General features: G+C 59.6%; 11 protein-coding genes and 1 pseudogene. 3 read left to right on the forward strand and 9 right to left on the reverse strand.

Translation table 11 applies throughout. From position 1 onward, the window contains the following. Positions 1 to 29: 29 nt before the first annotated feature. Positions 30 to 128, reverse strand: a pseudogene (locus ABNG04_RS15015) (IS6 family transposase); the annotation flags it as partial. Between the two features lie 71 nt (positions 129 to 199). Between ABNG04_RS15015 and ABNG04_RS15020 the strand changes: the two are divergent. Next, positions 200 to 907, forward strand: coding sequence for an SDR family NAD(P)-dependent oxidoreductase (locus ABNG04_RS15020; protein ID WP_371163198.1), 708 nt, complete (start codon positions 200 to 202; stop codon positions 905 to 907). Positions 908 to 1,510: 603 nt separating this feature from the next. Next, the gene (locus ABNG04_RS15025; protein ID WP_371163199.1) at positions 1,511 to 3,289 is read left to right on the forward strand and encodes a M28 family metallopeptidase; all 1,779 of its coding nucleotides are present in this window, start codon (positions 1,511 to 1,513) and stop codon (positions 3,287 to 3,289) included. A gap of 86 nt (positions 3,290 to 3,375) precedes the next feature. Here ABNG04_RS15025 and ABNG04_RS15030 read toward each other — a convergent pair whose 3' ends face one another. From ABNG04_RS15030 to ABNG04_RS15045, 4 genes are all read right to left on the reverse strand, one after another. After that, complete coding sequence (locus tag ABNG04_RS15030; protein ID WP_371163200.1) at positions 3,376 to 4,857, reverse strand: M20/M25/M40 family metallo-hydrolase; 1,482 nt, start codon at positions 4,855 to 4,857, stop codon at positions 3,376 to 3,378. A 67-nt stretch (positions 4,858 to 4,924) separates the two neighbouring features. Next, on the reverse strand, positions 4,925 to 6,067 hold the full coding sequence (locus ABNG04_RS15035; RefSeq protein WP_371163201.1) for a pyridoxal phosphate-dependent aminotransferase: 1,143 nt from the start codon (positions 6,065 to 6,067) through the stop codon (positions 4,925 to 4,927). A 123-nt stretch (positions 6,068 to 6,190) separates the two neighbouring features. Beyond that, on the reverse strand, positions 6,191 to 7,705 hold the full coding sequence (locus ABNG04_RS15040; protein ID WP_371163202.1) for a carboxypeptidase M32: 1,515 nt from the start codon (positions 7,703 to 7,705) through the stop codon (positions 6,191 to 6,193). A gap of 68 nt (positions 7,706 to 7,773) precedes the next feature. Continuing rightward, positions 7,774 to 8,568, reverse strand: a complete 795-nt coding sequence (locus ABNG04_RS15045) for a cyclase family protein (RefSeq protein WP_371163203.1) — start codon at positions 8,566 to 8,568, stop codon at positions 7,774 to 7,776. A gap of 107 nt (positions 8,569 to 8,675) precedes the next feature. On the opposite strand from ABNG04_RS15045, the gene ABNG04_RS15050 reads away from it, so the two are divergent. Further along, positions 8,676 to 9,608: an alpha/beta fold hydrolase gene (locus ABNG04_RS15050; RefSeq protein ID WP_371163204.1), complete on the forward strand. Its 933-nt coding sequence runs from the start codon at positions 8,676 to 8,678 to the stop codon at positions 9,606 to 9,608. 26 nt (positions 9,609 to 9,634) lie between these two features. Here ABNG04_RS15050 and ABNG04_RS15055 read toward each other — a convergent pair whose 3' ends face one another. The 4 genes from ABNG04_RS15055 to ABNG04_RS15070 all read right to left on the reverse strand — a co-directional run bounded on the left by ABNG04_RS15055 (position 9,635) and on the right by ABNG04_RS15070 (position 14,725). Beyond that, positions 9,635 to 10,594: an acetamidase/formamidase family protein gene (locus ABNG04_RS15055; RefSeq protein ID WP_371163205.1), complete on the reverse strand. Its 960-nt coding sequence runs from the start codon at positions 10,592 to 10,594 to the stop codon at positions 9,635 to 9,637. Positions 10,595 to 10,656: 62 nt separating this feature from the next. Continuing rightward, complete coding sequence (locus tag ABNG04_RS15060; protein ID WP_371163206.1) at positions 10,657 to 11,730, reverse strand: dipeptidase; 1,074 nt, start codon at positions 11,728 to 11,730, stop codon at positions 10,657 to 10,659. Between the two features lie 53 nt (positions 11,731 to 11,783). Continuing rightward, complete coding sequence (locus ABNG04_RS15065) at positions 11,784 to 13,277, reverse strand: chlorohydrolase family protein (RefSeq protein WP_371163207.1); 1,494 nt, start codon at positions 13,275 to 13,277, stop codon at positions 11,784 to 11,786. Continuing rightward, complete coding sequence (locus ABNG04_RS15070) at positions 13,274 to 14,725, reverse strand: chlorohydrolase family protein (protein WP_371163208.1); 1,452 nt, start codon at positions 14,723 to 14,725, stop codon at positions 13,274 to 13,276. Before ABNG04_RS15070 ends, ABNG04_RS15065 begins: the two co-directional genes overlap by 4 nt. Positions 14,726 to 14,887 lie beyond the last annotated feature (162 nt).

Genomic DNA, 14,887 nt, shown 5'->3' on the forward strand with positions numbered 1-14,887 from the left:
AAATCTATCCACACAGCGGGGCGTAGTATTCAGGTAAGCCGATTCCATGCGAACCTGAACGATCTGATCCAGTCGGCAGCAGTTTCTGCTTCGGCGTTGCTGAAACAGTTTGAGAAACGTATATTTCGATTTGTATCATTCTGAACACCGCCGTCGTGGGACCCCCAATCTATACCTGCCGCCATCTTACAGGAAGCGTATGGATCTCACAGGAAAGACTGCGCTGGTTACCGGCGGAGCGGCCGGTATCGGCCGCGGCATCGCCATCGAACTCGCCCGGGGCGGCGCCAACGTCGTCGTCGCGGACGTTCGAGAAAACCCGAAATTGGAAGCGGAACGGAACCGGGGCAAGACTGTCGACATCATCGAAGAGTTGAGCGGCGACGCACTCTTCAGCGAATGCGATGTCGGAAAGGAGGCGTCAGTCGAGACGACCGTAAATAAGACCGTCTCAGAGTACGGTGGCCTCGATATCCTCGTCAACAACGCTGGTATCTCGGTTCCAGGTTCGGTCACCGAACTCGACCGCAAGGACTGGGACAAGATTACCGAAGTCAACCTCACAAGCGTGTACCTGACGACGAAGCACGCAGCCACACACCTCTACGGAAGCGACGCCGGGCGCATCATCAACCTCGCGTCGACAGCGGCGTTCGAAGGGACGCCTCAGGGCGCGGGGTACTGCGCGACGAAGGGGGGCGTAGTGAACCTGACCCACTCTTTGGCCTCCGGTGGTTCCGGGATTTCCTTGGCGAGCTCCGCAGTGACGTTCCCTTCGCGGTCTACGCTAGTCAGCTGGTCTCCGACATGGTTCAGGATCTGTGCCGAGGTCTGGTCCGATGCCAGAGCCGGGTGGAGGGGGCTTGTGACTCCCACACTCATCGCAATGTTGAGCGTGCCCCCGTGAACGTCACCGTCGCCACCGTCGCTGCCATCGTCACCATCTCCACCATCGCTGCCGTCGCTGCCGTCGCCGCCGTCCATCCCGTCGTCGCTGTCGCCGTCGCCTCCGCCACCGGCACAACCGGCGAGCATTGTCGTTCCCGTGGTCACTCCGACTCCTGCGGTCAATCGGAGGAAGTCGCGCCTAGCGTTAGAAACATTCTCACTCTTAGTTGTATCTCCATTACTGCCCTCTGTGTCTTGGGACACCATACCTCACACTCAACATCAATACGTATAAAAGTTTTGCGTATGACACGAACTATAGGAATGATCATGGACTTTCCGATCTAGTGAAGCGTGGTAGCCGTCTCCTGAGGCAGGGTATCTCGAAACTGTGCGGGTCGGAAGCTTCTTATTATTACCATTGGAACCGGCTGGTGATGCGATTAGAAAAGCTGCGTATCCCGAGTGCCGCCACCAACGACTGGAGGAACGACCGATGAGTGGACGGTCCGACCGTTTCGACGCACTTGACAGGGAATTCTCGCCTACTGACGCGCGCGATTTTGCAGTCGGACTGACGAATTACTACCGAGCTCCTGGAACCAGTGGGTTCCAAACAGCCATGGACGAGGTGGAATCGTCGCTCCGAGAGGCAGGGTTGAAGATCTCAGTAGACGAGCCGACGGTCGAGGCCGCGTGGGAACCGAACGACGCGTCTCTTTCTATCATCGAACCGGAGCGTGAGTCGTTAGTCAAATTCGACGATGCGCCAGCCTGTCTCGCGTGGGGGTCCTCCCCAACAAACGGGCCTGAACAGTTCGAGGTCGTCGATGTCGGGACTGGTGAGTCGTCCGAGGATTTCGAAGCCAAGGACATCGAGGGGAACGTGGTTTTTGTCCACGGGACGCAACGACGACCAGGATGGTGGGAGGCAGCAGGGAATGCTCTGGAAGCGGGCGCTCGTGGCATCGTCACCGACTACATGCTGTACCAGACGCCGAATGTACGTGAGCCTGAACTCGTCCCGGAGGCCGCACAACTGCTCCGCCTCCGACCAGCCGAGAAGTTCGCCGACGAGGATATCTGGGCGCTGTCGATTCCACAAGAGTCCGCGGCGGTTCTGAAAGAGTCGCTTGCCGACGGCGCCGTGACAGTTGAGGCCAACGTCGATGTCGATGTCTTCGACACCACGGCGCCGTACCTAGAGGCCACGATTCCTGGGACAGAAAATCCGGAAGAGACGATACTGTTCTGTGGGCATGCCTCCGGGATCAAACCCGGTGCGAACTGCGCCGAAGGAACTGGTCTGGTGGTCGAACTCGCACGCACACTCAACGAACTGGCCGACGAGTACGAGTTCAAACGGTCGGTGAAGTTCATCATTGGGGTTGAAGGTCCCGTCTCTGAGCAGTACCTAGAGAGGAATCCGGACGCGGCCGAGGACGTTGTCACGTCCCTAACATACTGTTCGACGGGGCACAAGCAATCGGAGACCGAATCCTGCCTGTTACTCTCATCGTCGCCGGATTCTGTCCCTCACTTTACCAACGATTACCTTGCGGAACTGGCCGACCAGTCGCCGAAGGAAGCGGACTGGATCGGCAAGGAAGGCGGACAGGAGCTTCCGTTGCTCAGTCTCAAACAGCATTACTACACGCCGTGGAGTGACAACGGCCGCTTCGCCCAGTGCGACATCCCGGCACCGCTGTTCATGTCCTGGCCGGACCGCTGTTTCCACAGCCAGCTCCTGACTGCGGATGTCATTGACCCGGCAGCTCTCCGGCGCTCAGCCCTCATTTCCGGCGTCGCCGCACTGGAACTCGCGACCGCAGGGGCCGACGAAGCGAGCAGCATCGCCCGCACTGTCGGAGGTCGGTCACTACAGCGACTCCAGAGGCTTGGTGGACGCTACTCTGGAGACGCGACCCCGCGTGCGCGTCGTCACGTAGACTTCATTGCCGATCGCGACATCGAGGCGCTCAACTCGGTGCTGGAGCTCTCGGACAGCGTATCCGACACTCTCGATCAGCTGGAGGAACAGATCAAGCGCACGGCTGAACAAGTGAAAGCCTCGCTCAATGTACCAGCGGACACGGACCGCAGCGAGGTTGTAGACCTTGTTCCCGTTCGGACGACCGACGATCTCGTCTCCCGTTGGGTCGGGCTCGAGTACGACGACCTCCTATCGATAGCGGACGAATTCGCCGAATCAGACGAGGACGCCGGTTGGCGGTCGCTCAGGGTTGTATCTGACGAGGCGTGGAACTTCGTTGATGGCGAGCGCACCGTGGGCGACATCGCGGACGCAGTCAGCTTCGAGTTCGGGCTCACAATCGAGCCGGAGTCAGTATATCGCATCCTCGCCGGTCACGAGGACGGCGGCAACCTGCGGTTCGAATAGCTCGGTTGCGGAGAGAGGCAGCAACAAGGGCAAACATCCCGTTTTCGACGTTGTGCTGAGGCGGACCGCGGAAATAAGCTGACGTATTACTTCGCGTATTCAATTACCATCTCGGCGTGAGACAGTTCACAATCAACGAGCCCACCGACAGCATCATTTCCGTCAACGGCGAAGAACTCGTTGCTGCCCGAAGAGTTCGCGCCGTACCCGAGGCCGACGCCATAGAGGACGGGGATGTCAAACGTGCTGCCGAAGACCGCCCACGGAACGCCGCCCGCAGAGAAAGGCCACAGCGTTAGCCCGCGGCCGTGATCGGAGATGACGGTCCGAGCGGCCTCGACGAGGTCCGAGTCGGGGTCGGTCTTACACCATGTGTGCTGCCCGGAGACTTCCATTTTGACATCCTCGAAGCCGTGGTCGTCGAGGTGGTCACGGAGTTGCTGGCGGACGATCGCCGGGTCGTACCCCCGGGGCATCCGCAAGTCGAATTTAGCGGAGGCATCTCCGGGGAGCGTGAAGGGTTTCGTGCTCGTATCCGGACCGAGGTATCCGGTACTGATGCCCTGAATATTGAACGACTCAGGTCCGTAGAAGTGCTTGATAAACGCCTCAACAACGTCCTCATGGAGATCATCCGTGAGGTTCTCAACCTCGCCGGCGCCGCGTCCGAGGCCCGGGAGGTGTTTCCACAGTTCGTCGCGAGGCGTCTCAGTCCGCTCGTCGAGTGTCTCGACGAACTGCCGTATCTCCTCGCGCTCTTCCTCGGTCGGGGGCTCGTACTGGTCGTAGTAGTCCTCGATATCGATGTGCGTCCCGTTGTCAGAGGTCAGTGAGGAGAGCAGGTCGACCATCCGCCAGGCGGGGCTGTCAACGGTGACATTGCTCATTGCGTGAACGGCGCCGCCTTGTGGACCGCGGCCCCAGTCGCTGCCGGAGACATCGAGCGTGAAGTACAGCGCCGACTTGTAGCCCAGTGAGGCAGTAACGTTCCCGTCAGCACCTTGACCCGCGAGCGGGCAGAAACAGGCGTCCGCCTCCTCTAAGCGTCCCTCGTACTCGTCGACCATGTCATAGTAGTACGGGCTCCCATTGATTTCCTCAGCTTCGAGCAGGAACATGACGTTGACTGGAAGCTCGCCAAGTGCCTCTTTCATTGATTCTAGCGCATTCAGCCAAGCGACGAATGCGCCCTTCACTTTGACTGACCCGCGGCCATAGATGACACGGCCGAACTCGTCGGTCTCTTTGATCTCCCCACCAAATGGGTCATGATCCCAGTCGTCAGGGTTGACCGGTCGGGTATCGAGCATCCCGTAGTTGATGAGTGTCTTCTCCGCGCCGGCGTCGTAATAGCCCCAAACGCCCGGCGCGCCGTCGGTCTCAACGAGCGTTGCCTCGTCACAGCCCAGTTCGTCGAGATATTCCACCATCAGCTCTGAGATCTCTCGGAGGCCTCGTTGTTCAACGCTGACGCTGGGCTGCTGTACTGCGCGCTGAATACGGCCGATATGTGAATCAAGGTTCGACTCAATAGCCTGACGAACCGCGTGACTACTACTCTCAGACATTGGCTATCTGTTGAATAGCCGATGATAAAATGGTTTCTACCACGAGGTTACCGTTCGTCCGAAACGGTCAGAGGAATCCTCCCTCGGAGAGCCGCGAAACCGCCTCGTCCAGCCGTTCCGTGTCGCAAGTGTAGGCAAAGCGGGCGTACCCAGGCGTGCCGAACGCGCTTCCGGGGACAGTGGCGACGTGCGCCTCGGAGAGGGCGTCCTCGCACCACTGCTGGTCGTCTTCGTCGACGGGAACCATGAGATAGAACGACCCGTCCGGCGGGCTGACCGAGACACCCTCCCCAGCAAGTCTCTCGATCAAGAAGTCCCGGCGTTCGTGGAACGTATCGACCATCTCCTCAACCGCAGCATCGCCGTTTTCGAGCGCCTCAACGGCAGCATGCTGGGCGAAGTTCGGGGCACAGGTCACCGAGTGGGTATGAATCTTCCCCGCTTGCTCGACGAGGCCCGACGGCGCCGCCATGTACCCGAGCCGCCAGCCCGTCATCGCGTAGGCCTTCGAGAACCCGTTGATAGTGACGGTTCTCTCAGTCATCCCGTCAAGCGCACCGCAGCTAGTGTAGTCGCCGTCATACGTGATTTCACCGTAAATCTCGTCGCTGATGACGGTCACGTCGTGGTCGACTGCGAGGTCGCGTAGCCCGCGAAGCGCGGAATCAGAGTAAACGGCTCCCGTCGGATTCGATGGCGAATTAACGATGACAAGCTCCGTGCTGTTGTCGATAGCCTCACCGAGTTCGTCCAAGGCGGGTTCGAGTTGGAAGTCGTGCGGTTCCGTAGTCACACGAGAGACTGAGCCACCTGCGAGGCTCACGATGTGCTCGTAGGAAACCCAAGCTGGGTCGATGAGTATGACCTCGTCGCCGGGATCGACGAGAGCCTGAACAGCCTCGAAAATCGCTTGCTTCGCTCCCGGCGTGACGATAACATCGTCGGCCTCGTGGCTAATCTGTCGTTCGCGGAGCGTTTCCGCAATGGCTTCGCGGAGCGCCGAGATCCCGTTGGATGCTGTGTAACCGGTGTGTCCGTCAGCCAGTGCTTTCCGCCCTGCTTCGACGATAAGGTCTGGCGTTCCCATGTCGGGTTCACCGACGCTCAGGTCGGCTATGTCGGCCCCATCTGCCCGGAGTTCGGCAGCCAGATTCCCGACTGCGACGGTTGCGGATGGTTCGATATCTCGTGCGCGTTGTGAGTAGTTCATTGTTGGTTGTGATTGAATAGTCCGACACTCTGGCGCTGTACTAGTGTATACGACTGCTGTCTCCGACCTTAGTTAAAAAAGTAGCGTAGAGAACGGACCAGTTTGAGAGACAGAGTCACTCTTTCAGCAGTTGTACAGATTTCTGAACTTGTCCTCGATGTATTCAAGAAAGTAGTCAGCGGTTATTTTCTCACCAGTCGCCCGCTGAACGAGTTCCTGTGACTCGTATCGCTGGCCGTGTTGGTGGATGTTCTCGCCCATCCACTGGTGGAGGGGTTCGAACTGGCCGTTGCGAATCTGGTCGTCAAGCGGTAGTTCCCGTTCGGCGGCTGCCCATACCTGTGCGGCCAGCACGCCGTGACCGAGTGTGTAATTGATGAATCCTGGGAGGTCACCGGACCAGTGCGGGTCCTGAAGCGGTCCATCTCGATCCGAGTCCGGCGCGACGCCGAGATACTGCTCGTATTTCTTGTCCCACAGGTGTGGGACCTCGTCGACAGTAATCTCTCCGGCGATCAGCGCCTGCTCGATCTCCGTCCTGACGATGATGTGCATATGGTATGTCAACTCGTCGGCCGCAGTCCGAATGACGTTGGACTCGTTGACTTGGTTGACCGCCTCGTACGCGTCTGTCGGCGTGGCGTCCTCCAGTTGCGGGAAGTGTTCCTGAAAGATGGGTAATATGAACTCCCAGAACGATTCAGAGCGGCCGACGTGGTTCTCCCAGACGCCAGACTGGGAGCCGTGAATCGTCAGTCCGCGTGCGCGGCCGAGAGGTGTCCCATAATGCTCGGCGGGAAGCCCGTGGTGGTATGTCGTGTGTCCGAACTCGTGCATCGTCGCAGTGAAGCCACTCGACGGGTCTGCCTCGTCGAACCGTGTCGTGAGCCGGACATCATGTGGATTCCCGTACGAGAAAGGGTGCGGGGCTGTGTCGAACCGAGCCCGCCCCCAGTCTAGACCGAGCTCGTCTAACACGGTTTCGAAGGCCTCCTTCTGTATCTCCGCATCGTACGGCCCCCGAGAAGTGAAAGTGTCAGTCGCGAGGTCGGCATCGCTCTCACGGACATCCTCGATGATGGGTGGCAGGGTCGATTTGAGGCGGTCAAACACCCGGTTCACAATCGAGAGGCTGATATGTGGCTGGGAGGTGTAGCCGAGCTTGTTCTTCCAGAGCACTTCGTATGGGTCGCCGTCAGGGTTGACATTGTGGGCCCACTCTCGGCGGAGTTCGACGTGTTCCTTGAACACCGGGGCGAAGGCAGCCCAGTCGTCGTTTTCTTTGGCCTCCTTCCAAGCCTCATGAGCGCGCGCCGTGACATCGGCAATTTCTCTGTGAAGTTCGTCCGGAACCGCGGTCGTCACCTCGTGCTCTCGACGGATCTCTCGGACAACGGCCTGTTTGTCCTCGCTCAACTGCTGTTCGTTGACTCGGTCGAGCGCGTTTCCGAGCGCGTCCGCACCTCGGAGATCGTGCATCATCTTCGAGAGGGTCTCTCGCTGACTAGACCGAGCAGTCGTTCCTTCCGGTGGCATCATCACGTCGGAATCCCATCGGAGCAGGTGGTCTGTCTGTTCTAAGTTGTGTAACCGTTTAGCGTGCTCTTCTATCGTCTGGTATGAACTGCTCTGACTCACAGTTTCTTACCAACACGACCGGCGTATAAAACCATAGGGCGGTCGAACCCAACGGCTGAACGGCGGCGTTACTCGACGATACCGATGGCCCGGACCGGCGAACCGGTCCCATCTCGGATCTTTAGCGGCAATCCAGAGAACGTGTACCGCATACCCGCGACCTCGGCGAGGTTCGCGAGGTTTTCCCAAATAACGACCTCTTCGCGCGATGCGAGGGCGTGAACGGGGAAATTATAATTCGGGTAGATGTTCGGCGGATGGTCAACGCTAATCGAGTCGATGCCGATACCTTTGGCTCCGCTCTCGACGAGCCACGTTGCGGCCTCCTCGTTGAGGCCGACGAACTTCGAATTGTACCGGTGCTTCATCTCCTTGTCCGTCGTGGAGTAGTTTTCTCTCCGGTTCCCGGTTTCGAGAGTGACGATGTCGCCCTCCTGGATTTTGAGATCGTGCTTGTCAAGTTCTCCCTGGATGTCCTCGACAGTAATCGGATCGGGGTGCTCAACGTGGGAAACGTCAACACCGACAGCGTCGCCATGAAACCACTCCAAGGGCATCTCGTCGATGGAGAGGTCCGATGTCGGATCGAGGTGGTCAATAGAGTCGACGTGAGTCGGCCCATGTTCGCTGACAATCATCGTGCGATTCATCGGCTGTTCCTCCTCGTAGCCCTCGCGTTCGGCGCGAAGGTGGCGGGTGACGTACTCCGTCTCGCTGTCCATGCCCTTCTCTTCGAGTTCTTTCTTGACTTGGAAGCCGCGTTCTTCGTGGGTCAAGTTCGCGAACAGTCGGGTCTCGTCGGCTGACCCGGCCATCGGTTGATCCTCCTCAATGTGACCAGAGAGGTCGATAAGCTCTGCCATGATACGAATAGGTACTTGACAGAAGCCCATTTACCTTTTTCCCTGTTGTACTGACACGGGTGTAGAGCGGAGATAGGGTTAAGTGACCGCTCACACAGTCTAGATACATGTATTCCGACTGGCACGACCTGATAGAGAAGGGCTCGTTCGTCGAAGTGGACGGCGTTGACGTCCACCACTTCGACATCGGTAACGGACACCCCTTGCTGTTAGTACACGGCGGCGGCCTCAGTTCGTCGGCCGAGATGAACTGGGGCGCGGTCATCAAGCGGTTCGCCGAACAGTTCCGTGTCATCGCGCTCGATCAGCCCGGGTTCGGGTTCACTGACCCACGTGGCGAGGTAGACTACTACCCCGCCGAGCGCGCGAAGTTCATTATCGAGTTCGTCGAGGAGTTGAGCCTCGACTCCGTTTCGGTCGTAGGTAACAGCGAGGGCGCGACCATCTCGTGTCACATGGCGCTCCGGCGACCTGACCTCGTCGACCACGCTGTCCCCGTCAACGGTGGCATGACAGTCCGGGAGTTCGGGACGCCGGCTCCCAGCACTAAAACCGACGAACCGACAATCGAAGCCGTGCGCGCGGAGGTCGAAAAGTACCAAGAGCACTACTTCACCGAGACGAAATACCACCCCTTCTGGCGGGAGATTACCGACGAGAAAATTGAACGCCTCTACGAGATAGAGCACCGCAACTGGGAGTATAACAACGAGCGCGACGAGGCAATTCGTGGGACAGCTCATCTGTACAACAAGACGCTGTCATACGAGGGGACACCCGTCGCCAGGCAACCCGAGGACTTCGAGGTGCCCGTGTTGCTCCCGTGGAGCACCAATCCGTTCTTTTCGCTCGGCCAGTACGACGACCCCGAGCACGACAGAGGCGGGAAGGACCCGCACAAACCGCTGGACGACGCCTACGAGTTCTACAAGGGGCTCAACGAAGGACAGATACACGTCTGGCACGACTCGAAACACCACATCCAGACGGACAAGGCACCCGAGTTCGTCAACGTCGTCTCGGACTTCGTCCAGTCGTGAATTTCCGTCCGCGGCCGCAGGCCTCGCTATTCCGGGAAAATATCCACGGGAATGTGTGACGATACGGTCCAATTCGGCTTGTCAACGACCTCGTTTATTTTCAGATCGGCGGCGACTGACGTGAGGATGTAGGCGTCGTGGGCCGAAAGTTCGCGTTCGTCCTGTAAGTGTTCGACCATCGAAAGCGTCGCCTTGCGCGTCGCCTCCATGAGGTCGTCGCTGATACCCATCGTCGCGTACGTTGGAACATCAGCCGGCGAAGCGTGACCGTCCGGCATCCGGTACTGCGGTTGTGAGATTTCACGGTCCGAAAGGACATTGAGTCGCACGTCGATAGTAATGGGTGTCTCGATGGCACCGCCGCAAATCTCGCCGTCACCCTGCGCCGCGTGACCGTCGCCGATGCTTAACATCGCACCCTCAGCCTCCACTGGGAGGTACAGCGTCGTCCCCGCGGTGAGGTGTTTCGTGTCCATGTTCCCGCCGGCGTCGTGTGGCGGCCCCATGGAACGCTGTGACGCGTCGGCGGGTGCCAAGCCGATAGTCCCCGGGAACGGGTCGAGCGGGACCTCGATACCGTCGACGAAGCGTCCAACGCCGTCTTCGAGGTGCCAGTAGTGTAATCCCCAATCCTCGAAATCCTCGTATAACAGCCCGAACTCATCTTCTCGGGGCCGGAAAGAAGTCCATCCCCAGTCGTCGTGTTCCACGTCGAGGATTTCGATCGCCAGGACGTCTCCGGGACGCCCCTCATCGACTACAACGGGGCCGGTTATCGGCATGCCACCGTCGCGCTGTTCGAGCGCGTCAGGGACGCCTTCGGGAGTCATCTCTTCGTCGATGAGTCCGTCCCATGCGTCGCGGCAGTCGAACGAGACGACATCACCCGGTTCGGCCTCTACGACCGGTTCGAGGGTACGGTCCCACTCCGAGTGGACGTTCTCATCTGTCGCGGGAATCGAATGGTCGACGGTGTACTCAGTCATGAACGTCTGTATCGTGAGTCAAGTAGGTGTTATATGTTGTCATGAACTGGTCACTCAACCGCTCAGGCTACCCAGACCTCCTCGAACAGTCGGAGGAAGTTCCCGCCCAGTATTTTCGCGATCCCTTCGTCGGAGTATCCCCGGTCGACGAGTCCTCGCGTGAGCGTCCTGAGTTCCGTGTGGCGGTGAATGCCTTTTGGATACGGGTCATAGACATCGGTCGGCCCTGCGCCGTATATCTCAGGGTGCGTCGGCCGGTAGTGTCTGAGTGCGGACGTGGGCGGCGTCTCGCCGCGGTCGAGCGATCGGTCGTCGAGGTCAGTCCCGATACCGACGTGCTCGACACCCATCACGTCGACCGCGTAATCAACGTGGTCGAGCACGTCGTCGACGGTACTCTCGGCGGGTCGGTGGCTCCCCTCCTCGCGCTTGACCAGCGGCGGGAAGAACGTGATACCGGCGACACCCCCAGCGTCCGCTAGCGCTTCGAGTTGCTCTCTGGTCATGTTCCGCCCGGGCGCACCGCAGAGCTCCCGGGCACCGACGTGGGTACAGGCAACCGGGTCGGCAGAGTGCTCGATGGCCTCTATTGTCGTTCGGTCACCACAGTGCGAGAGGTCGACGACGACACCGCGGTCGTTACACTGATCGACGATATCACGGCCGAAGGACGAGAGACCCGTATCCTCCGGCTCACAGCAGCCAGCTCCCACATAGTTCTGCTCGTTGTAGGTAAGCTGAACCACGCGGACACCGAGTTCCGCAAACAGGTCGAGCTTCCAAGGGTCGTCTCCGATGGGTTTCGTATCCTGAAAGCCGAGGACGACAGCGAGTTCCTTGTGGCCGACTGCCGTGTCGATGTCGGCTACAGTTTCGACGACCTCTGCGTCGACGCGGTCAGTCAGTTGGCGAATCTCGGTGATTTGCGCCAGAGTGGATTCGAAGCTGTCGCGGTAGCTCCCCACCGTGAAGTTCGCGCCGTCAATGCCGCCCTCGGAAGGGTGAGGGCGATACTCTGGGTCTGTCAGGTACGCATCGGTGGCGATGAGTCCGTCGACAACAGTCGATTCATCGTGAAGTCGGTCCGCCCGGCGCCGTTCCTCCGTCGAGAGTTTGAAATACTTGCTCTCGGGCATACCTCTGGATTCTCACGGCGGCACTTTACTATGCTGGGAAATACTATCCTCAGCTACCGTGAACGGTCAAAGTCCGGGTCGACGGGATACGCTGATGGGAACACGTCACCAGGGTCGTCCTCGCCGACCCACTCGGTGAAGATGCGACCCATCTTTTCGTGGACTCGCTGTGCGTCGGCCAGTACCGCCTGTTCGTCAACTCCGGGAATGCTACCACCTTGGACGAGGTGATCGCCGTCGACGAAGACGTGTTCGATGTCCGCGGGCGTCAGGTAGTGGACTAACGACACCAGCGGGTCGTGGCTCGGCCGCACGTGTATTCCAGAGACATCTGCGACAACCACGTCCGCTTTCGCTCCGGGGGCGAGGCGTCCAATATCGCTACGACCGACGGCCTGAGCGCCGCCGAGTGTCACTGCGTCGAATACCTCGCGAGTGCTGCCAGCCGTCGGGTCCTTGGTGACGAGTTTGGTACCGAGGGCGGCCCAACGCATCTCTTCGACGATGTTCTGCGGGAATGTGTCAGTACCTAATGCCATATTGATGCCGTGCTCCCGGTAGCGCGAGAATGAGTTCATCACGCCACCGTGGAAGCGATAGACGAGGGGGCAGTAAATCACCGTGTTACCTGCCTCCCCGATACGAGCGAGGGTCTCGTCGTTAGGATCTGGGACCCCGTCGTCCTGCCATTGTCCGTCCGGGTACATACAGTGAGTTAGACACACGTTGTCGTCGAGGTAGCCGAGCGAGTCGAGGTACTCTATCGGCGTCATCCCGTGGCTGTCCTGTAGTCTTTCCACCTCTGACCGCGACTGGGCCGTGTGTATCCGCACCTGAATCCCGCGGTCGTCGGCCGCCTCTTTCGTCCGCCGGAGTAGGTCCTCGGACACCGTATCAAGCGTGTAGGGGAAGAGCATCGTCCGGATGCGGTCGTCATACGTTTCATGATACTGGTCGGCGAACCTGAGCGCGCGTTCGAACCCGCGCTCGGCGCGCTCCTCATCCCACAAGAGTTCGACCTCGCCGTCCCCCTCAGCGTACGGGAACGCCGAGCGGAACCGGTGAGAGAGGTATGCTCTGAGACCGAGTTCGCCGGCCGTCTCAGCGTAGATTTGTGGTTCGTACACCGGACTGTCCCAGCGTTTGAACACGCACGACGTTAGGTCGGCGAACGTCGTGGTACCGGTGAGAAGCAGCACTGCCATGGAGTGGCGAGCCCACGCCTCGATATCACCGGCTGTGAACGCCGGGTGCTCATCCGGATCAGTGACCCACTCCGCCGGGCGAACTCCGTACATGTCCCAGTCCAACTCGCGGTCGTACTGGAAAGGGCCGTTCGCCGCGTCGAGGTGCGCATGCATGTTAACTAAGCCCGGGATAATCAAGTACTCCCCGGAGAACGCTCGGTCGGTCTTCCCATCGTAGTCATCGCCCACATAGACGATCTCGTCGTCCTCAAACACGACCACGCCGTCCTCGTAAACCACGTGATTTTCCATATCCTCGTCGAAGCCAATGACCCACGCGCCATCGATACTCGTTCTCACGGGTCCCCTCCTGCCACCGGGTAGGTCGGTGGGAATAGGTCATCGGCGCTGCGACCCTCGTCGTCCCACTCGGCGAATGTTGACTCCATCGCGTTCATGACCGTCTGGGCGTCGTTGGCGACCTGTCGCTCGTCGATACTGCGAACCGCACCACCGTCGACGAGGTGGTTCCCGTCGACGACGACGTGATCGACATCGGTCCCGTAGCAGTGGTACACTAGCGACTTGATGGGGTCTTGGACGTAGCCGACGTGTGGCGATGAGAAATCGATACAGACCATGTCAGCTTTCGCTCCCGGGGCGAGCCGGCCGATGTCTGAACGGTTCAGGGCACGGGCCCCTCCCAGAGTCGCGGCGTTGAAGAACTCGCGGGCGGTCGCCGTGTCGGCGCGCCGGTCGACAGTCTTGCCGGCGGAGGCCCCCCACCGAAGCAGCGAGACGATGTCTTGTGGGAATGTGTCTGTTCCGACACCCATGTTGATTCCGTGGTTGCGATACCTGGAGAACGACTCCAGTGTGACGCCTCGCCGGGCGAAGACGAGCGGTTCGTGAGAGAGGCTCACCCCGCGCTCGGCGAGGAGGTCGAGTTCGCTTCCGTCGTCGTGTGGCAGGCCGTCCTTCCCCGCGAGGTAGATACCGTGCGTGAGGATGAGGTTCCGATCGAGGACACCTATATCTTCTAAGTAGTACACCGGGCTACTTCCGTATTCGTCGCGGATGGCCTCAACTTCGGCGCGCGACTGGGCGAAGTGCGTTCGCATGTGGGTGCCTAGCCTATCGGCCGCCTCCTTCGCCTCAGTGAATAGTTCGGGCGAACAGCTGTCGAGCGTATACGGGAAAAGGTACGGTCGCACGCGGTCAGACCCCGACTGCTGGACCATCTCGGCGAACTCGATTGCTCGGTCGAGTTCCGCTTTCCCGCGATTTTTGTCCTCAGTGACCGCGCTGCTGTCGTCGCGGTGAGAGCCCGAGTGGAACTCGTGTGCGACGTACCCCCGGAGGCCGAGTTCTTCGAACGCAGCCGCGACTGCGGTCGGTTCGTAGTCGGGCGGCCCCCACCGTTTAGTCGCCATAGTCGTGATGGCGCCGACAGTCGTCGATCCACAGCGGAGCGCCGTCGCCAGCGCGTGTCGAGCGCTGTGACGTGTCTGTTGCTGGTCAAGAACCTCTTCCGAACTCGTCCAGAAGTCATCCGACTTCGGAAATCCGGGCAAATCGACATCAATTTGTAACACCTGTAGATCGGTGTTGGCCACACAGTGGAGGTTGACGAACCCCGGCGCGACCAAGTGGTCGGACGCGTCAATGGTACGGTCCACCGCACCGCCGTACTCGGTCCCCACGTACTCGATAGTGTCGTCCTCGTACACGACTTCTCCATCCGGGACGATGTGATGACTACCGTCTCTGAAGCCGATGATCCATCGGCCATTGATTCGTGTTCGCATGCTTTCTGGAGACTATTGGGTGGTTCGGCTGAAGAGCTTGTTAATTTTTGTATCCGGAAGGACAGCAGTCACGGGGTCGGAGGTGTGGCCAGCGATTGAAGAAGTGGGTGACATCTCAGTGCCGACAAGAGAAGGTGCCGATTACACAATTTATATACACCA

Source organism: Halorubrum miltondacostae (assembly GCF_041379815.1).
Lineage (GTDB): Archaea > Halobacteriota > Halobacteria > Halobacteriales > Haloferacaceae > Halorubrum > Halorubrum miltondacostae.

Bases quoted from the DNA above. Each gene is read 5' to 3' on its own strand.
- ABNG04_RS15045 (WP_371163203.1), bottom strand. From the start codon at position 8,568: ATGGCAGAGCTTATCGACCTCTCTGGTCACATTGAGGAGGATCAACCG.
- ABNG04_RS15050 (WP_371163204.1), top strand. From the start codon at position 8,676: ATGTATTCCGACTGGCACGACCTGATAGAGAAGGGCTCGTTCGTCGAA.
- ABNG04_RS15035 (WP_371163201.1), bottom strand. From the start codon at position 6,067: ATGAACTACTCACAACGCGCACGAGATATCGAACCATCCGCAACCGTC.
- ABNG04_RS15020 (WP_371163198.1), top strand. From the start codon at position 200: ATGGATCTCACAGGAAAGACTGCGCTGGTTACCGGCGGAGCGGCCGGT.
- ABNG04_RS15025 (WP_371163199.1), top strand. From the start codon at position 1,511: ATGGACGAGGTGGAATCGTCGCTCCGAGAGGCAGGGTTGAAGATCTCA.
- ABNG04_RS15070 (WP_371163208.1), bottom strand. From the start codon at position 14,725: ATGCGAACACGAATCAATGGCCGATGGATCATCGGCTTCAGAGACGGT.
- ABNG04_RS15055 (WP_371163205.1), bottom strand. From the start codon at position 10,594: ATGACTGAGTACACCGTCGACCATTCGATTCCCGCGACAGATGAGAAC.
- ABNG04_RS15060 (WP_371163206.1), bottom strand. From the start codon at position 11,730: ATGCCCGAGAGCAAGTATTTCAAACTCTCGACGGAGGAACGGCGCCGG.
- ABNG04_RS15030 (WP_371163200.1), bottom strand. From the start codon at position 4,857: ATGTCTGAGAGTAGTAGTCACGCGGTTCGTCAGGCTATTGAGTCGAAC.